Here is a 20,074-nt window from a genome sequence, read left to right on the forward strand (position 1 = left end):
TCATGACAATGATCGCCGCGATGAGGATCAGGGTCTCCATGGTTCTCACCGTCCGGCAGAGGTGCGGGGGCGACCGGCGGACCTTTGACCGGTCGGGTGCCCGACGGGGGCCGTACCCGCGCCGCCCTCGGTCTCCCAGTCGTCCTCCCGGCGGTGCGCGTCGGCGGCGCGGCGTACGACATCGTCCGCCGCCAGCAGCCCGGTGGCCTTCAGCACGCTCCCGGGGATCGCGGCGGCGGTCATCAGCCGCGCAGCGGAGGCGGGTTCGGTTTCGGGCGGAATCACCAGCAGGTCCCAGCGGCCGGTCGTGTAGGCGAGCAGGATGATCTTGTCGGGGTCCTGCTCGGTGAACCAGCCCACGTGGACGGTGTGGCCGGTGGCTGTGACCTTGCGGGGGACGACGGGCCACCGGTCGGGATTCACCGCGACGCGGGTGATACGTCCCCAGTGCCCCTCGAGCGCGTCGACCAGGGCCGGCAGTTCGGCCGCGAGGTCGCGTGAAGAGGGCCACCATGCGCCGTCGAGCTGACCGGCGAGAGTGGTCTTCCGGGTGAGGGACAAGCGCGCCGGAAGTCCCGGAGCGAGGGCGCGGGTCGCGGCCCTGTCGAGGGTGGTGGTCATGGTGCGGACCTGCCCCCGGGCCGCCTGTCGGCAGCCCGGTTCTTCGTGATCCCCGGAAATGACACCCGCATGAGGGCCGATGTGCGAAATACTCCCGGTAACTCCACTGTACGTCCGGCCGACCCCGTTCTTGCGCGGGGCATTGCCCGCGATCCTCCCGGCCGCGCCGGAAGCCGATGCCAGGACGAGCGGGCGTACGGGCGTGGGGGTTACCGTGAAGCGACGGCATTGCCGCCCCGTCGCGGCGGCCGGACCCCCGTCCGGTGCCGGACGTGGCAGCTCCCCGGTGGACGGATCCCGACCATGGCCGACTCCGATGTCCCCCACACCCGCCCGATGCTTCTGCCGGACGCGATCCACAAGGCGGTGCGGCCCGGTACGGCTCTGCTGCGCCTGGAGACGGCGCGATCCCGGCAGGGTGTCCTCGACGGGGCGTGGTGGCCCCGCACACGTGACGTGGAGCAGGAGCTTCCGCCGCTGGTCGCCGTCCTGACCGAGCATCTCGGGCCCATCACCCGGGTCGGTCTGGACGCCTCCGCCTGGAACGGCGTACCGACCCGTCTGGTCGTCGACGAACGGGTCGTGCACCTCGACTCGTTCCCCGTCGGCGACGACACCGTCCTGATCACTCGCGGCGAGAACGACCACTTCGCGCTGATGGTGGTGCCGCCGGACACGGCGCCGGAGGCCGCGCGTACGGCCATGGCCCGTGCGGTCCACGCGGAGAACGTCACGCATGCCGCCGAGATCCTCGTCGCCGCGCTTCCCCCACTGACGACAGGCCCTGAGGAGTCGGAATGATCCGGACGGCGGACATACGGGAGTGGCGCACCCAGAACGTGGTGGACCCGCGGGGTCGCGCGATCGGTGAGCTGGAGGCGGTGTACGTCGACACCCGTACCGATGAGCCGGCCATGGCCACGGTCCGCGTCGGCCTGCCGGGCCGTCGTCGCCTGGTGTTCGTACCCCTGGAGGGGGCGATGGTGGGGCCGGGTTATGTGCAGGTCGCCCACGACAAGGCGCTGGTGAAACGGTGCCCTTCGATCGGCACCGACGACGTCCTGCCCGTCGAGGACGAGGAAGCCGTCTTCCGGCACTACGGCCTCGCCTACCAGCCGGGGGCGAACGGCGAACGCCAACTGGCCCGACGCTGAGCCGGCGACCGCTGAGCAGCCGGCCCGTATGACACACGCGGGTGATGCCCACGGTCGTGGCCGGAAAGTAGCGCCGTCTGCCCGCCGGGCCAGGCGTGACTTTACGGACACGACCTCAGGGCGACCGCGGGGCGAGGAGCCGCCGCAGTGCCGTTGGTGTGTGGCCGAGGTACTGGCGCATGGTCCGGCAGAGATGGGCCTGGTCGGAGAAGCCCAGGTCGGCCGCGAGGCCGGCGAGGCTGTCTTCGCCCGCGTCCAGACGGTCGCGAGGTCGGAGCCGTGCACCGACGTCTGGTGCCGGGCTTCGTCACGGACACCCGCATGGAGACGGACACCAGGATCGTGACCTTCGCGAACGGTGTCGTCGTGCACGAGCTGATCGTCGACATCGACGACACGGCCCGCCGGGTGGCCTACGCGGTGGTCGGCGGCTCGATGGCGCCGAAGCACCATCACGCCTCGATGCAGGTCCTCGCCGGCATCGACGGGCGCAGCCGGTTCCTCTGGACGATCGACGTGACGCCCGACGAACTTGCCGGCCCCATCGGCGAGATGGCCGATCAGGGCGTGCGCATCATGCAGGAGACGCTGAGGGCCACGCCGGTCCCGACGGACGGGTAGAGGCCCTCTACAGGGGCCGGGCCGAGAGCGTGCCCCGGTCCGGCCCGGCGGGGCAGGTCGACCTCGGAGGGCTGGCCGGCCGAGATCCCTCTCGGTGGGGGCGGAGCCTGTCGCCTGCCGAACCGCGCTGACAGCCCTCCGCGAGTCGGCCGCCGGCTACCCGAACGCACCCAGGTGATCTGTGGGACTCGGCCGTGGAACACCACCGACGAGCCCCCACGCGGGACACCGGGCCGTCCAACTAGGCGCGGGCGGGCCGGTCCAGGGATCCAAGGCACGGGCTTTGGCCGCATACCCTTGCCGACGCTAAGGTGCGGCGCCGTACTCGGCGGATCGCTCCCCTGAGGGAGGTTGGAATGGGGCTCATGGATGCGGACCACGCTGGGCTGGTCGCCGCGGCGCAGGCCGGTGACGATCGGGCGCGCGAGGAGCTGATCGCCGCGTACCTGCCGTTGCTCTACAACATCGTCGGGCGAGCGCTGAGCGGACATGCCGACGTCGACGACGTCGTCCAGGAGACCCTGCTGCGCGTGGTGCGCGACCTGCCTGCCCTGCGTGCCCCGGAGAGCTTCCGGTCCTGGCTGGTGTCGATCACGCTCCGTCAGATCAATAACCACTGGCACCGGCAACGCGCCTTCGCCGACCGGACCACGGTCATCGACGAGGCACGCCAGATACCGGATGCCGGCGCCGAACCTGTGGACGCGACGATCCTGCGTCTGCACGTGTCGGACGAGCGCCGTCGGGTTGTCGAAGCCGGCCGGTGGCTCGACCCGGACCATCGGATGCTGCTGTCGCTGTGGTGGCAGGAGAGCGCCGGCTTGCTGAGCCGTGACGACATCGCCGCCGCGACGGGGCTCACCGTCGCCCACGTCGGAGTGCGCCTGCAACGCATGCGCGAGCAGCTGGAACTGAGCCGGACGATCGTCGCCGCGCTGGAAGCCGACCCGCGCTGTCCGCAGCTGGACGAGACCGTCGCCGGCTGGGACGGCCTCCGTACATCGGTGTGGCGCAAGCGGATCGCGCGGCACACCCGCGACTGCCCGCTCTGCATGGCGACGACGACAGAACGGGTTCCGGCCGAACTGCTGCTCCTCAGCCTCGCGCCGCTGGCCGTCCCGGCCGCACTCGTCGCCGCGCTGGCCGCCAAGGGGTTGCTGTCGGGGACGGCCGCGAGCGCGGCCGGACTGGCCACGGCACACGTCACCGTCGGCACGGCGGCGGCGACGGGGGGCGGCGGTCTGCACAGCGCGCTGATCGGCAAACTCCACGCGGTGACCGCTCATCCGCTGGTGAGCCTCACCACCGGCGCGGTGCTCATCGCCGGGACCGCCACCTACGCGACCTGGCCCGAACCGGCGCATCGGGTGCCCGGCGTCGTCGCCGCTCCCACGGTCGGCAACCCCACGCCGGTCCCGTCGCGCACCACCACGTCGGCCGAACCGTCCCCGGTGAGTCCGTCCGCCGTCGTCGGCACTGTTCCGCTGGGCCCCCAGTCGCTGGAGTCCGTGGACGAGCCCGCCCTGTACCTCACGTATGCCGGCGACTTCGCGACGCTCGGCCGAGTCTCCGCGTCCAGTGGCGCGCAGACACGGCAGCGGGTCACCTTCACGGTCATCCGGGGGCTGGCCGACACCGGGTGCGTCACCTTCCGCGCCGCCGACGGCCGCTACCTGCGCCATCGTGACCTGCGGTTACGGCTGAGCACCAACGACGGCAGCGAACTGTTCCGGGAAGACGCCACCTTCTGTCCGAACCCCGGGGCGGTCGCCGGGTCGGTAACCCTGCACGCGCACAACTATCCCGGATCGGTCCTCCGCCACCGCGACGGTGGCGTCTGGCTCGATGGCTCCGACGGCACTCGGGCCTTCGCCGGCCAGGCTTCCTTCATCATGCGCAGAGCCTGGGCTTGAGAACCGCTCCTTGATCAGGGCGGCGCGCCCTTTCCACGGGGACGACCAGACCGCGGGGCTCGGCATAACGCTTTTTGCCTGCGAGATGCATCACTGAGCGATCGGCCGGACGGGGCGACTTTTCTGTTACGAGGCCGTGAGTTCGGCGGCCTCCACTTCGGGGGGTGCTCTTCCCGCCGCTCATGACGTGTCGGCGTGGCGGGTTCCTCGACTTCCCCCCGTTGGCCTGTCCCCTGAAGAAAGCCTTTCCCATGACGCGACACACCCACGACCCCCGGGCGACCGGTACGCAGGAACGGCTCCACGTCCTGCACCGCACCCACGCCGCGGCGGATCAGGCCGTACCGGCCGATGCGCGCACGATCACGGAACCCAGGGTGACCCGCGACCTCCGAGGAGAATCATGAAGGGCCTGCACCGGCTCAGCCGGCGTCGCCGAACACTGACGACAGGACTGGCGGCCGCGGCGCTGGTGGCCGGTGTCGTGACGCTCCTCCCCAGCTCCGCCGGAGCCGCGGCCCTGGGTACGCAGGCGGCCCCGTCGGGCAGGTACTTCGGCACCGCTGTGGCCGCCGGCAGGCTCGGCGACTCGACGTACGCCACGATCCTGGACCGGGAATTCAACATGATCACCCCGGAGAACGAGATGAAGTGGGACGCCGTCCAGCCGTCCCGCGGCAATTTCAACTTCGGCCCCGCCGACCGGATCGTCAGCCACGCGAAGGAGAACGGCCAGCGCGTGCGCGGCCACACCACGGTCTGGCACTCGCAGCTCCCGGCCTGGGTCGGATCGATCGGCGACGCGAACACGCTGCGCAGCGTGATGAACGGCCACATCACCACCACGATGACCCATTTCAAGGGCAAGATCTACGCGTGGGACGTGGTCAACGAGGCATTCGCCGACGGCCCCGGCGGCCAGCTCCGCAGCTCGGTGTTCCAGAAGGTCCTGGGCAACGGCTTCATCGAGGAAGCGTTCCGCACCGCCCGTGCGGCCGACTCCTCGGCCAAGCTCTGTTACAACGACTACAACATCGAGAACTGGTCGGACGCCAAGACCCAGGGCGTCTACAGAATGGTCAAGGACTTCAAGTCCCGCGGCGTGCCCATCGACTGCGTCGGGCTCCAGAGCCACTTCGGAGCGGGGGGCCCGCCGGCGAGCTTCAAGACCACCCTGGCCAACTTCGCCGCCCTGGGCGTCGACGTCCAGATCACCGAGCTGGACATCGCCAAGGCATCGCCCACCCACTACGCCGACGCGGTCAAAGCCTGCCTGTCCGTGGCCCGGTGCACCGGCATCACGGTGTGGGGCGTCCGTGACAGCGACTCCTGGCGAAGCGGTGAAAGCCCGCTGCTGTTCGACAACAACGGCAACCCCAAGCCCGCGTACACCGCCGTCATGAACGCCCTCAGCTCCGGCTCGGGTACCACCCCGAGCAAGCCGTCCGACGGTGCCGGTGCTGGTACGGGGGAGATCAAGGGCGTGGCCTCCGGCCGCTGTGTCGACATCCCCGCCTCCACCACCGCCAACGGCACCCAGGCGCAGCTGTGGACCTGCAGCGGACAGGCCAACCAGCGCTGGACCTACACCGCCGGCAAGCAGCTGAAGATCCACGGCGACAAGTGCCTGGACGCCAGGAGCAAGGGCACCACCAACGGCACCGCGGTGGTCATCTGGGACTGCAACGGCGGCACCAACCAGCAGTGGAACATCAACACCGACGGCACGATCGCCGGTGTCCAGTCCGGGCTGTGCCTCGACGCCGTCGGCGCGGCCACCGCCGACGGCACCAAGATCCAGCTGCACTCCTGCTGGTCCGGCAGCAACCAGAAGTGGGCCGCCCCCTCCGGGTCGGGCGGCGGCGCGTGCGCGCTTCCGTCGGCGTACAAGTGGAATTCGACGGGCGCCCTGGCGCAGCCTGCGAACGGGTGGGCCTCGCTGAAGGACTTCACCAACGTGGTGCACAACGGCAAGCACCTGGTCTACGGGTCGAACTTCAACGGATCGAAGTACGGCTCGATGACGTTCAGCCCCTTCACCAACTGGTCGGACATGGCGTCCGCCGGACAGAAGGCGATGAACCAGCCCGCGGTCGCGCCCACGCTGCTCTACTTCGCGCCCAAGAAGATCTGGGTCCTCGCGTACCAGTGGGGTCAGTGGCCCTTCATCTACCGCACGTCGAGCGACCCCACCGACCCCAACGGCTGGTCCGCGCCGCAGCCGCTGTTCACCGGCAGCATTCCCCGCACCGACTCCCCAACCGGCCCGATCGACCAGACCCTGATCGCCGACGACCAGAACATGTACCTGTTCTTCGCCGGTGACAACGGCAAGATCTACCGTGCGAGCATGCCGATCGGGAACTTCCCGGGCAACTTCGGCTCGTCGTACACGACGGTCATGAGCGATACGGAGGCCAAGCTGTTCGAGGCCCCCCAGGTCTACAAGGTCCAGGGCCGGCAGCAGTACCTCATGATCGTCGAGGCGAAGGGGGCGAACGGGCGCTACTTCCGCTCGTTCACGGCCTCCAGCCTGAGCGGTTCGTGGACCCCGCAGGCCGACAGCGAGAGCAGCCCCTTCGCGGGCAAGGCCAACAGCGGTGCCACCTGGACCAACGACATCAGCCACGGTGACCTGGTCCGCAACAACCCCGACCAGACCATGACCATCGACCCCTGCAACCTGCAGTTCCTCTATCAGGGCAAGTCCCCCACCGCGGGCGGCCCCTACGACCGACTGCCGTACCGGCCGGGTGTCCTCACCCTGCAGCGCTGACCTGCCCGATCCACGGTGATCGCGATTCGGGGCGGCCTGCCGGCGCGGAGACGAGCGGTCCACGGCACGGGCTGCTCCACCTGCTGACCGGTATTCACCGCCTCGAGGAACCCCAGCCGTTCGTCGGCTGGGGTTCCTCTTCTTGCGGACCCTCATCCTGGCTGACGGGCTTCCCGGCCCCTACGGCCCGAGGTGTCCGGAGGAGCAGGCCGAGCTGCGGGGCGTGTCGAGTGGTACGCGGGGAAGGGCCCGGGGGCTCCTCTTCCTGGGGCGAAGGGGGCGCCGCCACCGCCGCTACCGGCACGTTGTGGCACGGCCATCGAGTCGGCATGGCCCGTGCCCGCCGCGACGCGACCATGACTGCCTGCTCCTGTCCTCACCTCAGGAACGCGGGGGCGGAGGGGCGGTGGGAGGTGTCGGGGTGAGGATGGCGCCGTCGTAGAGGCGGAACAGGCGCAGGCGGCCGGGATCCCGGCCGGTCCCGGCGGCGAGGGCTTCCCAGCACTGTGCGGCCAGGGTGCGGGCGCGGCTGCCGGGCCAGGGCTGGGGGAGCAGTTCGGGGGGCAGCAGAGGGTCGGGTTCCATGGCGGTGGTGAAGGATGCCGCCAGCTCGATCGCGTACGTCAGGCGCTCGGTGTCCGTGGGTCGGTCCGTGCCGGACAGCCGGGCCAGGCGGGCCGTGGCGAGGGCGGCGAGCGCCTCGTGGCGGTCCGCGATCTGGTGGAGCGGCCAGAGAAGGGCGGCCAGCCGGGCCGGGGCGGCCTCGTCCCCGACCCGCAGGTCGCGGCTGGTGAGGCGGGTGAGGGAGGGCAGGACGCCCAGGTGGCGGGCGTGGGCTTCGACGATCTCGCCGATGTCGTTGGCGCTGACGTAGAGCCCGCCTTGGAGGGGGGCCGCGCCGAGGCGGAGGAGGGTGTCGCGCAGGGTGTCGCGGGCCTGCCGCGAGGTCTCGGGGATGGCGAAGGCGAACAGGTGCCAGGTCCCGTCCCAGGGGGCGAGCCCCTGGTCCTGCCGGTAGGCGTGGCGGACGTACTCCACGTCCGGTGCGGCGGCGCCGGTCGCGTCGGCGGTGGCGCGCAGTACGGCCTTGCGCCCTCGCCCCTCCTGGGTGAACCGGCCCTCGGCGACGAGCCGTTTGAGGCAGAGCCGGACCTGCTGATCGGTCATGCCGAGGGTTCCGGCGACGGCGTACAACTCGCCGGCGTCGACGGTGCCGTCCTCGCGGAGGAGGGCGAACACCAGGGTCCGGGTGCTGATCTCGGGCGTGGCGGGCTCCGCCGCGGGGGCGCTCGCGGGCCTGCTGGTCATCGCTGCTGCTCCAAGGTGTCGCCGGGTGCGCCGCCGCCCGGGTGGTCCGGGACGGCGCGATGCATCGTAGTCACGGCGCCGAAGCCCATCAGGGCCCGGAGGTACGGGGTCCGTTCGGTGCGTACGGCGGTGAAACCGTGCCGCTCGTACAGGGCGCGGGCGCGCGGGTTGACGTCGATGACGTCCAGGCGGACCCGGGTGCTGCCGTGTTCGGCGGCTACGGCAGCGATCTCCGTCAGCAGCAGACCGCCGATGCCCGCGCCGCGGTGGGCGGGGTCGACGGCGATGCCGTCCATGACGAGTTCCCCCGGCTCCGGGGTGCGTTCGAGGAGCGCCAGCACGGCGAGCCGCGGCAGGCCGTTGAAGAGTCCGTAACTGGAGAGCACGTCGTGTGCCCCGCCGCCGATCAGGCCGCGTCCGCCGAGGTGATAGCCGGCTACGCCCACGACGTGGCCGCTGCCGGGGGCGAGCGCGACGGCGGCGCGGTCGTGGTGGATGTGGCGGGCGATGAAGGCGCGGCCGTGCTCGGCCGGGCCAAGGGCGGCCCCGAGCTTGCGGCCGAAGGCCTCCCAGTACAGCTCGGCGACCCGCTCCTCGGCACACCGGGGCACGCCACGCCGGATGACTGTCGCTGCGTCCATGACTCCTCCGTGTGCTCCTCCGTGCGTTCTCCCTCGCATTCTACGTATGAACATAGTACGGTCGAAATGAAAACGAGCGTTTTTGATTCGAACGTTTTGGAGAACGAGTGGCGACGAAACCGCAACGCAAGACCTCGGCGTGCCGCCGCCGGGCGGCGCGAGTCGCGCTCGCGGCCCTGGTGGCTCTGGCGGTCGTGGCAGCCGGCCTGGGCGGGCTGGTGGTCTGGCAGAACACCTATGACCTGCGAGAAGAGGCGGTGACCGTGCGGTACGGCGGCCGGACCCTGCACGCTGTGCTGGCCCTGCCCAAGCGGGGGAAGGGACCCTTCCCCCTGGTGGTCGTCGCCCACGGGGACGGCCCGGTGGACGCAACGCACGACGGCTTCTACCGGCCGATGTGGGAGGCATTCGCCCGGGCCGGGTACGCCTCGCTGTCCTGGAACAAGCCGGGCGTGGGCGGAGCGCCGGGTGACTGGCTCGACCAGACCATGGAGGACCGGGCGCAGGAGGCCGCCGACGCGATCGCCTGGGCCCGGCAGCGGCCGGACGTCGACGGCCGCCGGATCGGCTTGTGGGGCGCCAGCCAGGCCGGCTGGGTGCTCCCCAAGATCGCCGCCAAAGACGGTCGGATCCGGTTCGCCATCGCCGTCTCACCCGCCGTCAACTGGCACCGGCAGGGCCGCTACAACCTGATTGCCGAGCTGCGCCGCGACGGCGCCTCCGACGCGGAGGTCGCCGCCGCCCTGCGCCACCGCGAGACCGGACTGAGGTTGCTCGGACGGGGTGCCACGTACGAGGAGTACGTGCGGGCCGTCGGGGACCCGCAGGGCATGACCGCGGCCCGCTGGCGGTTCGTCTCCAAGAACCACACCGCCGATGCCGGCGCCGACCTGCCGGCCCTGCGCGGGGTTCCCGTCCTGCTGGTGCTCGCCGGACACGACGTGAACGTGGACACCGCCGACACCGAGGCCGCCTACCGCCGGCTGCTTCCCGCCCCGTCACTGCGCGTCACCCACTACCCCGACGCCACCCACGGCCTGGTGAGGCACGACGTGGAGCGTTCGTCGCTGCGCCTGACCCTGACCGCGCTGTGCGCGCCACGAGCCCTTTTCGCCGAGGGCTTCCTGGCCGACCAGCGGCAGTTCCTGTCCTCTCTCGACACCGAAGGACCAAGGCGATGACCACTCGACCCACGGCGGGCGCCACGGCAGGGGCCGGCGCCGACGCCACAACGGGCCCCGCGGCCCGGTCGGCCACCGGGCCGACGGCCTCGTCCCGCTTACGCGACGTGGATGCCCTGCGCGGTTTCGCGCTGCTGGGCGTCCTCCTCGTCAACATCACCTACATGGCCTCGGCCTACCAGGGCACCGGTGTCGCCGATCCCGCGTTCGGCTCCGCCCTGGACGGCACGGTCCGGTTCCTCACCGAGGTCTTCTTCGAGGCCAAGTTCTACCTGCTGTTCTCCTTCCTCTTCGGCTACAGCTTCACCCTCCAGCTGGCCTCCGCCGACCGTGACGGCGCGGCCTTCCCGCCCCGCTTCCTGCGCCGCTGCGCGGGCCTGTTCGTCCTCGGCCTCTGCCACGCCGTCCTGCTCTTCCCCGGCGACATCCTCACCACGTACGCGGTGCTGGGGCTGGTCCTGCTCGCCCTGCACCGGATCAGGCCCCGTACCGCCGCGCGCACCGCCGTCGTCCTGCTCTGCCTCACCGCCGCCGGCTACCTGCTGCTGGCCGTGGCGGTCGCAGGCACCGGCGGGATCGACACCGCCACCGTCACCGAACACGGCCGCCAGGCGACCGAGGCACTGCGCGGCGACGCCGGCTCGGTGATCGCCGCGCACCTTCGGCAGTTGCCCGACGTCGTGTTCATGCTGGCCTTCTTCCAGGCACCGGCCGCCTTCGCCGCGTTCCTGCTGGGCCTGGCGGCGGGCAAGCGCGGCACACTCAACGACCCCACCGGCCACGGGCCGTTCCTGCGACGCCTCCAGTGGGTCGGTTTCCCCGTCGGCATCGCCGGCGGTTTGGTCTGGGCGCACGCTGCCCAGGGGCACTCCGATACGGCATACCAGCTGGTGGCGATGGCCGTGAATGTGATGACCGCGCCGCTTCTGGCCGCCGCGTACGCCGCGACGGTGCTGCGGGTGCTGACCGGACCGCGGGGCCGACGGATGGCGGCGGTCCTGGCTCCGGCGGGCCGCATGACGCTGACCAACTACCTCACTCAGTCCCTGGTCCTGGCCTTCGTCTTCACGGGGTTCGGCGCCGCGCTGGTGGGCCGCCTCGCACCCGCGTGTACCGTCCTCACCGCCCTGGCGCTGTTCGCCGCCCAAGCGGTCTTCAGCCGCTGGTGGCTGGCCCGGCACCGCTACGGGCCGGTGGAGCACGTGCTGCGCGCGGTCACCCTGGCCCGGCAGCCGCGCCGGACCGAGAAGGCGACATGACAGCGCGCCTCGGCCGGGCAGGGGCGCGTCCCCGAGCGATTCGGACAGCGTACGTTCCGGCGGTCCCGCCTTCCTCGGCCCCGTCCGCCCTCGGCGGGCGGTGAAGAGGCGTCACGTTCGCCCGCATGGCCGCGCACCCCTCGACGGCGCCGCCGCCGTCATCCGCCGCTCTGGCCACCTGATCGTCGATGACGGCCTCCCCGGCCCGTTGGCCGCCTGCCACTTGCGGACCGAGCTGGAGAAGGGCGTGGCCGTGGCGGACGCGGCGACTGTCCTCGCGGCACCGGGTCGAGGTCGCGATGAGGGGGCACCTCGGAGCTCGTGGCATGCGGCGGTCGCAGCAGGTCTGCCCGGCTTTGGACACGAACGAAGCCCCAGGTCTCCGACCTGGGGCTTCGTGGAAGAGCGGATGACGGGAATCGAACCCGCGCTCTGAGCATTGGGAATCACCGACGCCCAGCTTGGCCACCCTCTGTCTGACCTGCGGAAACGGGTCCTTTCGTGGCGCTTTTCGCCGGCTCGGCGATACCTGTGGTGACCGCTGTTCACCGCCTCGAAGGGCACGGCTGGGGCACGACCAGTTCCATCGGAGATGCGGTGCTTGCTCCGCGTGTGCGATGCCCGGTGATCAGTCGTCGGGTGGGCTTTCCGCTTCCTGGAGTCTCTCGGCGATGTCATCGGCCCACTCCTGAGCCCACCGGCGCAGCTCGATGGTCTGCTGGTCGTCGAGTCCGTAGGCCGTGAATTCGGTGTCATCGATCCAGTCCGCGCCGGCGAGCCGGGCCTGAAGGTCGGAGAGGTCGAAGCTGTCACGGGCGTGGCGGCGGCCGAGCTCTTCGAGCTCGATGTGACTCCAGTGATCCGTTGCCGCTCGGACGTCGATCAGGTCACGCGCCAGGCCCCCGGTCTGCCAGTGCGCGAACCTTCGTGCCGACCACGTCCTCCAGGGAAAGCACCAAGCCGTGCTGAGTCTTCACAGGCGGACGCCAGAGTGCTTCCTTGAGGACATCGACCTCGCACTCCTCGCCGGTGGAGGTGTCGGTGACGATCAGCCGCGCGGACAGCGGGTCGGTTTCCAACGCTCGTACCTGCCAGCCGCGTTGTTCCAGCCCGGCGCGCACGGCGGCGGCGATCTTCTCCATCGGTTCCGGGTTCTCGGTGGCGACATCGAGGTCCTTGCTGAGCCGGTCGACCAGTCCATGTGCCTGGACGGCATAGCCACCCGTGAGCACGAGCGGGTAGACATCGCCCACGGCGAGGACATCCGCGAGGAGCCGCCGGTGCAGTTCCGTGAGATTGACGCAGCAGTCTGGGCGTCGGGCGTCAGTTCGTCGAAGGCGTCCTCCCAGACATCTCGGATGTCCCGGCTGATCAGTGTCCGCAGGACGGGCCACATAGCGACGAGCAGTTCCCGGTTCAGGTAATGGACCAGGTCATCGTGCTGCCCTTCGGCCAGCACGATCCGATAGCAACTCATCCGCAATCGGGGCTGGTCCAGGTCGAACCGGGACAGGCCGGACCACGCGAGGTGCAGCGGAAGGTCGACGTGGCCGTGGGCGGGGCCGCCGAGCTCCGAGAGCGTGGCGGGAAGCCGCCTGGCGAATCTGGTGCGGCGGAGCTCGGGAACGCTGGGCGTGGCTGCCATGCCTTGATTATTCCGCAAGAGGGCGAGGCGGCCCCCTGATTCCGGTACAGGTAACACCCGGCTCAGGGCTTCTACCTGGCCGCAGTAGCGGTAACGCCGTCGTAAGGGCACGTGAGAGTGCTCATGCGACACCTCCGGCGAGACAACGCAGTGTCCATGCCCTCCGCGTGCCCCGTCTCGCGGGGGTGAAAGGTGTACGAACGGCGAGACTGGCCTGCCAACAAAGAAGCCCCAGGTCTCTGACCTGGGGCTTTGTCGTGGAGCGGATGACGGTAATCGAACCCGCGCCATAAGCTTGGGAATCACCGCCACCTGTCTCGATCATCTGGCAACTGACCTGCGAAAACACCCGTTGGAACGGCTTCTCTGGCTGCCTTCGAGGCATCCGTGTCGACCGCTGTTCACCGCCCTGATGGGCACGGATGGGGTACGTTCCTCCGCAGCCGCTGGGATGCCGGCGGATCTGTGGCTGTCCTCCTCGACTGACGCCCGGTCCGCGCACGCCGAGGAAAATGGTGGCGCAGTCTGTGCCGACGGCCTCTAGGGTCCTGAGCTCATGACGTCGTTCCTTCGCCCGCCCGCTCTTTCCGCCGATGAGCTCCTGCTTCTCCTGCGAGAGTGGTGGCCCGAGGCCGAGGTCGCGCGGGCTGTGACGGAAACGGGCGTCGACATCGTCGGAGTGCGCGTGCCCTCGGAGCGGGCCCGGGACGTGTGGGAGACGGGGCGGCGCAGGCACGGGCAGACCGGCTGGTGGCCCTATGTCACGTCGGCCTCACCGAAAGGGGAGGCCGCCTACGACGACGAAGCCGGCCACGACGCGGCCGAGCGGGAGCGTTCGGTCGGTGAGGCCGTCCGTCAGGACCACGACGCCCGGGCCGCGTCGGTCGTGGTCTCCAGCTTCCGGTGGTCGACCGCGGGTCTTCCCTTCGACGACGAGGACTTCGAGGGATGGCGGGACGACCACGATCCCGACCGCCTGGCACCGTTGCTCGGTCCTGCGGTGGTGGGCGCGATGCTGGGAATGCCGCGGTGGGCCACTGACGGCAGCGCCATCTACAGCGGCATGCGATGGATCAACTTCGTGGTCGCGCGGGGCGGTTACGAGGTACCCGTACTCCTCCCGCGTCTGTACAACAACATGAACTGGTTCGGGCACGGCGGCCGGTGCCTGACTCCCCTCGATGACGCGGCTCTCCTGCGCCGCTGGCAGGAACAGTGGGGCGCACAGCTGTTCTTCGCCACGGGCCCCTACCTGGAGCTGGTGGTCGACCGGCCGCCCCTGGACCCACGGGGTGCCGCGCAGGCCACTACCGAGCTGCTTGCCTATTGCGGCGACACGGTGCAGGACGCGATCAAGACCGGCGACGGCATGGCCCGCTCGACGATGTGGTCCCTCTGGTGGGACTGAGCCGGACGGCTCAAGACGGAAGGGGCCCGGCCGGTGCCGGGTCACCAGGACGAGCGCGGGTCTTGCACGTGCTCGGGCGAGTGCCGGTCCTCTCCCCGGCCCAGGCCGGTCCGGACCAGGAAGCCGGGGTCCACGTCAGACGGCGGGCCGGCGATGTGCCCGCCCCTGACGAACCAAGGGATCTGCATGAAGCAGCCTTGCCGACTACGGGCCTGGTCCGGTCGCGTCAGCGGCTCCATCACCTCGTCCTCGTATCGCGCCAGCACGATGACCTGCGCCATTCTGCTCATGCCCCATGCCCCATGCCCCATGCCCCATGCCACACCGTGCCAGGTGCCGAGGGCAATCGGTTCGGAGCCCGAAGTCGGCGGGGCTGCTTCCTTACGTCGTGCCGACCCTGAATAGATCCCTGATGGCACGCGAATGGCATGCGCCCCAACAGGTCTGGACAACAACGAAGCCCCAGGTCGCTGACCTGGGGCTTCATGCAAGAGCGGATGACGGGAATCGAACCCGCGCTATAAGCTTGGGAAGCTCATGTTCTACCATTAAACTACATCCGCGTAAGCGGTCGAGTGATCCGTACCGCAGACCAGGACACTGTACCGCATGGTGAAGTCGTGGCGTACCTCCCTGTGACGGAGTGCCGCCTGGAGTGGTGTCCCGTTGATCCCCTAATGTGGCTGTCTCGTCACGCTCGTTGGGGAAGGGACTTGATGGGTTCGATGGAGCACACCGTCGTCCGCTGTGCCGAAGGGCACGTGTTCAGTACCGCGTCGTTCCCGCTGCAGCAGCTCGGGGCCGGGCGCATCGGGCCGGGGCGGCTCATCCGGTGTCCACGGTGTGCGCGGCTGCGGCAGGCGGTGCCCGTGACCGGGGAGCTTGAGCGGCAGGGGCGCTGAGGGTGGAGCCGGGCGCGGAGCTTTCCCGATTGGGGGAGGTCCGCGCCCTCTGCGTATCGTGGGGGCGTGCTTCTCTCAGACAAGGACATCCGGGCCGAGATCGATGCCGGACGGGTGCGCATCGACCCGTACGACGAATCCATGGTGCAGCCCTCGAGCATCGACGTGAGGCTTGACCGCTTCTTCCGGGTGTTCGAGAACCACCGCTACCCCCACATCGACCCCGCCGTCGAGCAGCTCGACCTGACCCGTGAGGTCGAGCCGGAGGGCGACGAGGCGTTCATCCTCCACCCGGGCGAGTTCGTGCTCGCCTCGACGTACGAGGTCATCACGCTGCCCGACGACATCGCGTCGCGCCTGGAGGGCAAGAGCTCCCTCGGCCGGCTCGGGCTCGTCACGCACTCGACCGCCGGGTTCATCGACCCCGGGTTCTCCGGGCACGTGACCCTGGAGCTGTCGAACCTCGCCACGTTGCCGATCAAGCTGTGGCCGGGGATGAAGATCGGGCAGCTGTGCATGTTCCGGCTGAGCTCGCCCGCCGAGTTCCCGTACGGCAGCGAGCGGTACGGCTCGCGCTACCAGGGGCAGCGGGGGCCGACGGCCTCCCGCTCGTTCCTGAACTTCCATCGGACCCAGGTGTGAGGCGGCGGTCGTCATGAGTGAAGTACGCGAGAACCTGACGTACGAGGGCTTCGGGCGCGCGATCCGCGAGCTCGCGCAGACCATCGCCGACGACGGCTACGAGCCCGACATCGTGCTCTCCATCGCCCGCGGCGGCGTCTTCGTCGCCGGCGGTCTGGCCTACGCGCTCGACTGCAAGAACATCCACCTCGTGAACGTGGAGTTCTACACCGGCGTCGGTACGACGCTGGAGATGCCGGTCATGCTGGCGCCCGTGCCCAACGCGATCGACTTCTCCGACAAGAAGGTCCTGATCGCCGACGACGTCGCCGACACCGGCAAGACGCTCAAGCTGGTCCACGACTTCTGCGTCGACCACGTCGCCGAGGTCCGATCCGCCGTCGTCTACGAGAAGTCGCACTCCCTCGTGAAGTGCGAGTACGTGTGGAAGAAGACCGACGAGTGGATCAACTTCCCCTGGTCGGTCGAGCCGCCCGTGGTGAAGCGCGAGGGGCAGATCCTCGACGCCTGACGGCTCCGAGCGGCCCCGGCGCGTCCCGGCGGGCCTCCGCCGCGCCCCACGTGGGCGCTGATGACGTGACCCAGCTCGCCGTACTTCCGGTCGTGGGACGTACCCGGGGCGCGCACGGGAAGGGCCCCCGCCGTCGTCCGGCGGGGGCCTCTCTCGTACGTACGGGTCTACAGCGTGCCCAGCTTGATGATCGACAGCAGCGCGATCAGCTGGATCGCCGAGGCGCCCAGCGCCTTCGGCCACGGCAGGTCGTGGGAGCGGCTCACCATGGCCGTGAACAGCACGCCCGCCGCCAGCCAGGTGACCCAGCCGAGGACCTGGACCAGGGCGTTCTCGCCGCCGAGGAAGATGGCGAAGATCAGGCGGGGCGCGTCCGTGATCGACATGATCAGCATGGACAGGCCCACGGTCGGCTGCCAGGAGCCGTCGCCGCCCAGCTGGCGCGCCAGGGTGTGCGTGACGGCGCCCAGGATCAGGCCGCCGACGACGAAGCCGGCGCCCGTCATCAGGACGTACGGGATCGCCGTCGACAGGGTCGCGTTGATCGCCTCGTCACGCGCCTGGTCGAAGCCGAAGATCGCGAGCAGTCCGTAGAGGAAGGTGACGACCAGGGCGGGGCCCCAGACGGCGTGGTCGCGCATCTGGAGGAACGTCGGCCCCGGGCGCAGCACGATGCCGCTCAGGAGGGCCTTCCAGGGCAGCCGGGGGCCCGTGGGGACGGCGGGGGCGGCGTGGTAGGCCGCCGCGTCGCCGTAGGGGTCGTCGTTCACGCTGAACATCTGCGTGTGCCCCGGAGTGTTCGCCGCGTAGTGCTGTTGCTGCTGCGCCGCGTGCGGGTCCCCGAAGTACTCCGGCTCCCCGTATCCGCCGCCGCCCTGCGGGGCCTGCGGGGGCCACTGCTGCTGCGGGTGGGGCGGCGGGGCCGCGTTGTACCCGTACGGCGCCTGCTGCGGTCGATGTTGCGGGGGGCGGTTGTCCCGGCCGCGTCCGTTCCTGAATCCAGCCACGTCATCGAACGTACCCCGTCCCGCCGTGAGGGGCTCAATCACCGCCGAGCTTGCCACTGAGCTGTGACATCCCCTAGGGGGTGCCAGGGGCCCGGACGCGGCCCACGGAGAAGAGGAAGGGCCGCCCCGCGGTCGTGCGGGGCGGCCCTTCCTCTGCGTACGGGTGTTACTGCGCGGGCTCCGGCTCCTCCGCCGGCTCCGCGGGCAGCTCCTCCACCGGCTGCTTCACCGAGTCGAGCAGCAGCTGCGCCACGTCCACGACCTGCACGGACTCCTTGGCCTTGCCCTCGTTCTTCTTGCCGTTGACCGAGTCGGTCAGCATGACCAGGCAGAACGGGCAGGCGGTGGAGACGATGTCCGGGTTGAGGGACAGGGCCTCGTCGACGCGCTCGTTGTTGATGCGCTTGCCGATCCGCTCCTCCATCCACATCCGCGCGCCGCCGGCGCCGCAGCAGAAGCCGCGCTCCTTGTGGCGGTGCATCTCCTGCTGACGCAGGCCCGGGACGGCCGACATGATCTCGCGCGGGGGCGTGTAGACCTTGTTGTGGCGGCCCAGGTAGCAGGGGTCGTGGTACGTGATCAGACCCTCGACCGGCGTCACCGGGATCAGCTTGCCCTCGTCGATGAGGTGCTGGAGCAGCTGGGTGTGGTGGATGACCTCGAACTCGCCGCCCAGCTGCGGGTACTCGTTCGCGATCGTGTTGAAGCAGTGGGGGCAGGTGGCGACGATCTTCTTCGCCGACTTCGGCTTCCTGGTCGACTCGTCCTCGTCGTCCTCGCCGAACGCCATGTTCAGCATCGCGACGTTCTCGGCGCCCAGCTGCTGGAACAGCGGCTCGTTGCCCAGGCGGCGGGGCGAGTCACCGGTGCACTTCTCCTCGCCGCCCATGATCGCGAACTTGACGCCCGCCATGTGCAGCAGTTCGGCGAAGGCCTTGGTGGTCTTCTTGGCCCGGTCCTCCAGGGCGCCGGCGCAACCGACCCAGTAGAGGTAGTCGACCTCGGTGAGGTCCTCGACGTCCTTGCCGACGATCGGGACCTCGAAGTCGACCTCCTTGGTCCACTCGACGCGCTGCTTCTTGGCCAGACCCCAGGGGTTGCCCTTCTTCTCCAGGTTCTTGAGCATCGTGCCGGCCTCCGACGGGAAGGCGGACTCGATCATCACCTGGTAGCGGCGCATGTCGACGATGTGGTCGATGTGCTCGATGTCGACCGGGCACTGCTCGACGCAGGCGCCGCAGGTGGTGCAGGACCACAGGACGTCCGGGTCGATGACGCCGTTCTCCTCCAGCGTGCCGACCAGCGGGCGCTCGGCCTCGGCGAGCGCGGAGGCGGGCACGTCCTTCAGGGCCTCGGCCGAAGCCTTCTCGTTGCCCTCCATGTCCTTGCCGCCACCGGCCAGCAGGTACGGGGCCTTGGCGTGCGCGTGGTCGCGCAGCGACATGATCAGGAGCTTGGGGGAGAGCGGCTTGCCCGTGTTCCAGGCGGGGCACTGCGACTGGCAGCGGCCGCACTCGGTGCAGGTGGAGAAGTCGAGGATGCCCTTCCAGGAGAACTGCTCGACCTGGGAGACGCCGAAGACGGCGTCCTCGGCCGGGTCCTCCCAGTCGATCTCCTTGCCGGCGGTCGTCATCGGCTGGAGCGCGCCGAGCGCGGTGGAGCCGTCGGCGTTCCGCTTGAACCAGATGTTCGGGAAGCCGAGGAAGCGGTGCCAGGCGACACCCATGTTGGTGTTGAGCGAGACCGTGATCATCCAGGTGAAGGACGTGACGATCTTGAGCGCCGCGAAGAAGTAGGTGAGGTGCTGGAGCGTGCTCAGGCTCAGCCCGTCGAGGGCGGCGATCAGCGGGTACGAGGCGAAGAAGCCCGGCTCCCAGCTGGTCACGTGGTGCTGGGCGCCCTCCAGGGCGCGCAGCGTCATGATGCAGACGCCGACGATCAGGATGACGGCCTCGACGAAGTACGCCTGGCCGGTCTTGGAGCCGGCGAAGCGGGACTTGCGGTCCGCCTTGCCCGGCCGGTTCAGCTGCCGGATCACGATGAGGGTCAGGATGCCGAGGACGGTCATCAGCCCGAGGAACTCGGTGAAGATCTCGTACGGCAGCCAGTCACCGATGACCGGGATCAGCCAGTCGGCCTGGAAGAGCTGGCCGAAGGCGTTGACGATCGTGAGCAGCAGCGAGAAGAAGCCCACCGCCACGAACCAGTGCGCCACGCCGACGATGCCCCAGCGGTTCATCCGGGTGTGGCCGAGGAACTCCTTGACCAGCGTGATGGTGCGCTGCGTGGGGTCGCCGGTGCGCGTGCCCGCGGGTACGGGCTGGCCGAGCCGCACGAAGCGGTAGATCTGTGCGATGGCGCGGCCGAACAGCGCGACGGCCACCACCGTGATGACGATCGACACGATGATCGCGGCGAGTTGCATGAGGGGCTCCTCGGGCGGGCCTGCGAGGCGGAGTACCGACACTGCCGAGTGTGGCACTAC

19 protein-coding genes, 1 tRNA gene and 2 pseudogenes are annotated in these 20,074 nt (G+C 69.9%); 12 read left to right on the top strand and 10 right to left on the bottom strand.

Annotation, left to right across the window (positions count from 1 at the left end; translation table 11 throughout):
- Window positions 1–45: 45 nt before the first annotated feature.
- Window positions 46–621, bottom strand: coding sequence for a DUF5994 family protein (locus tag IE136_RS05260; RefSeq protein ID WP_189599654.1), 576 nt, complete (start codon window positions 619–621; stop codon window positions 46–48).
- A 303-nt stretch (window positions 622–924) separates the two neighbouring features.
- On the opposite strand from IE136_RS05260, the gene IE136_RS05265 reads away from it, so the two are divergent.
- Window positions 925–1,422, top strand: a complete 498-nt coding sequence (locus tag IE136_RS05265) for a DUF5994 family protein (protein ID WP_158988415.1) — start codon at window positions 925–927, stop codon at window positions 1,420–1,422.
- Window positions 1,419–1,775 (top strand): PRC-barrel domain-containing protein, encoded by a 357-nt coding sequence (locus IE136_RS05270; RefSeq protein WP_158988414.1) that lies wholly within the window; start codon window positions 1,419–1,421, stop codon window positions 1,773–1,775. Before IE136_RS05265 ends, IE136_RS05270 begins: the two co-directional genes overlap by 4 nt.
- A gap of 115 nt (window positions 1,776–1,890) precedes the next feature.
- Here IE136_RS05270 and IE136_RS05275 read toward each other — a convergent pair whose 3' ends face one another.
- On the bottom strand, window positions 1,891–2,034 hold the full coding sequence (locus tag IE136_RS05275) for an AraC family transcriptional regulator (protein WP_268247907.1): 144 nt from the start codon (window positions 2,032–2,034) through the stop codon (window positions 1,891–1,893).
- Window positions 2,035–2,054: 20 nt separating this feature from the next.
- Between IE136_RS05275 and IE136_RS05280 the strand changes: the two genes are divergently transcribed.
- The 4 genes from IE136_RS05280 (at window position 2,055) to IE136_RS05295 (ending at window position 7,085) form a co-directional block, all read left to right on the top strand.
- A complete protein-coding gene (locus IE136_RS05280; protein ID WP_158988413.1) occupies window positions 2,055–2,396 on the top strand; it encodes an SRPBCC family protein in 342 nt (113 codons plus the stop codon).
- A 356-nt stretch (window positions 2,397–2,752) separates the two neighbouring features.
- Complete coding sequence (locus IE136_RS05285) at window positions 2,753–4,309, top strand: sigma-70 family RNA polymerase sigma factor (RefSeq protein ID WP_189599656.1); 1,557 nt, start codon at window positions 2,753–2,755, stop codon at window positions 4,307–4,309.
- Window positions 4,310–4,560: 251 nt separating this feature from the next.
- Window positions 4,561–4,716, top strand: a complete 156-nt coding sequence (locus tag IE136_RS05290; RefSeq protein WP_158988411.1) for a hypothetical protein — start codon at window positions 4,561–4,563, stop codon at window positions 4,714–4,716.
- A complete protein-coding gene (locus IE136_RS05295; RefSeq protein WP_189599657.1) occupies window positions 4,713–7,085 on the top strand; it encodes a non-reducing end alpha-L-arabinofuranosidase family hydrolase in 2,373 nt (790 codons plus the stop codon). Before IE136_RS05290 ends, IE136_RS05295 begins: the two co-directional genes overlap by 4 nt.
- Window positions 7,086–7,466: 381 nt before the next feature.
- On the opposite strand, the gene IE136_RS05300 is transcribed toward IE136_RS05295, so the two are convergent.
- Window positions 7,467–8,393 carry a PaaX family transcriptional regulator C-terminal domain-containing protein gene (locus IE136_RS05300; protein WP_189599659.1) on the bottom strand — a complete coding sequence of 309 codons (927 nt, stop codon included), beginning with the start codon at window positions 8,391–8,393 and terminating at the stop codon, window positions 7,467–7,469.
- The gene (locus IE136_RS05305) at window positions 8,390–9,034 is read right to left on the bottom strand and encodes a GNAT family N-acetyltransferase (protein ID WP_189599661.1); all 645 of its coding nucleotides are present in this window, start codon (window positions 9,032–9,034) and stop codon (window positions 8,390–8,392) included. Before IE136_RS05305 ends, IE136_RS05300 begins: the two co-directional genes overlap by 4 nt.
- Before the next feature lie 107 nt (window positions 9,035–9,141).
- Between IE136_RS05305 and IE136_RS05310 the strand changes: the two genes are divergently transcribed.
- Both IE136_RS05310 and IE136_RS05315 read left to right on the top strand, forming a co-directional pair.
- A complete protein-coding gene (locus tag IE136_RS05310; protein WP_189599663.1) occupies window positions 9,142–10,215 on the top strand; it encodes an alpha/beta hydrolase family protein in 1,074 nt (357 codons plus the stop codon).
- A complete protein-coding gene (locus tag IE136_RS05315; protein ID WP_189599665.1) occupies window positions 10,212–11,474 on the top strand; it encodes a DUF418 domain-containing protein in 1,263 nt (420 codons plus the stop codon). The genes IE136_RS05310 and IE136_RS05315 overlap by 4 nt, the downstream gene beginning before the upstream one ends.
- Window positions 11,475–12,102: 628 nt before the next feature.
- Here the strand turns inward: IE136_RS05315 and IE136_RS05320 are convergent.
- Both IE136_RS05320 and IE136_RS35340 read right to left on the bottom strand, forming a co-directional pair.
- Window positions 12,103–12,760 (bottom strand): annotated as a pseudogene (locus IE136_RS05320) (nucleotidyl transferase AbiEii/AbiGii toxin family protein).
- Window positions 12,761–12,774: 14 nt separating this feature from the next.
- Window positions 12,775–13,119: pseudogene (locus IE136_RS35340) on the bottom strand (transcriptional regulator); the annotation flags it as partial.
- A 556-nt stretch (window positions 13,120–13,675) separates the two neighbouring features.
- On the opposite strand from IE136_RS35340, the gene IE136_RS05325 reads away from it, so the two are divergent.
- Window positions 13,676–14,527, top strand: coding sequence for a DUF4253 domain-containing protein (locus IE136_RS05325; RefSeq protein ID WP_158988403.1), 852 nt, complete (start codon window positions 13,676–13,678; stop codon window positions 14,525–14,527).
- A gap of 41 nt (window positions 14,528–14,568) precedes the next feature.
- Here IE136_RS05325 and IE136_RS05330 read toward each other — a convergent pair whose 3' ends face one another.
- Together IE136_RS05330 and IE136_RS05335 are read right to left on the bottom strand one after the other, a co-directional pair.
- Window positions 14,569–14,817 carry a hypothetical protein gene (locus IE136_RS05330; protein ID WP_189599667.1) on the bottom strand — a complete coding sequence of 83 codons (249 nt, stop codon included), beginning with the start codon at window positions 14,815–14,817 and terminating at the stop codon, window positions 14,569–14,571.
- 202 nt (window positions 14,818–15,019) lie between these two features.
- Window positions 15,020–15,090, bottom strand: a tRNA-Gly gene (locus tag IE136_RS05335).
- 153 nt (window positions 15,091–15,243) lie between these two features.
- On the opposite strand from IE136_RS05335, the gene IE136_RS35345 reads away from it, so the two are divergent.
- The 3 genes from IE136_RS35345 to IE136_RS05345 all read left to right on the top strand — a co-directional run bounded on the left by IE136_RS35345 (window position 15,244) and on the right by IE136_RS05345 (window position 16,582).
- Window positions 15,244–15,429 (top strand): hypothetical protein, encoded by a 186-nt coding sequence (locus IE136_RS35345; RefSeq protein ID WP_158988402.1) that lies wholly within the window; start codon window positions 15,244–15,246, stop codon window positions 15,427–15,429.
- Between the two features lie 66 nt (window positions 15,430–15,495).
- Window positions 15,496–16,071 (top strand): dCTP deaminase, encoded by a 576-nt coding sequence (gene dcd, locus IE136_RS05340; protein ID WP_073811299.1) that lies wholly within the window; start codon window positions 15,496–15,498, stop codon window positions 16,069–16,071.
- Between the two features lie 13 nt (window positions 16,072–16,084).
- The gene (locus tag IE136_RS05345) at window positions 16,085–16,582 is read left to right on the top strand and encodes a phosphoribosyltransferase (RefSeq protein ID WP_158988401.1); all 498 of its coding nucleotides are present in this window, start codon (window positions 16,085–16,087) and stop codon (window positions 16,580–16,582) included.
- A 167-nt stretch (window positions 16,583–16,749) separates the two neighbouring features.
- Here IE136_RS05345 and IE136_RS05350 read toward each other — a convergent pair whose 3' ends face one another.
- Window positions 16,750–17,589: a Yip1 family protein gene (locus IE136_RS05350; protein ID WP_158988400.1), complete on the bottom strand. Its 840-nt coding sequence runs from the start codon at window positions 17,587–17,589 to the stop codon at window positions 16,750–16,752.
- 166 nt (window positions 17,590–17,755) lie between these two features.
- Entirely contained in the window at window positions 17,756–20,014 is a 2,259-nt protein-coding gene (locus IE136_RS05355; protein WP_158988399.1) for a (Fe-S)-binding protein, read from the bottom strand.
- Between the last annotated feature and the right edge of the window lie 60 nt (window positions 20,015–20,074).

It is taken from the genome of Streptomyces lateritius (genome assembly GCF_014649715.1).
GTDB classification, from domain to species: domain Bacteria; phylum Actinomycetota; class Actinomycetes; order Streptomycetales; family Streptomycetaceae; genus Streptomyces; species Streptomyces lateritius.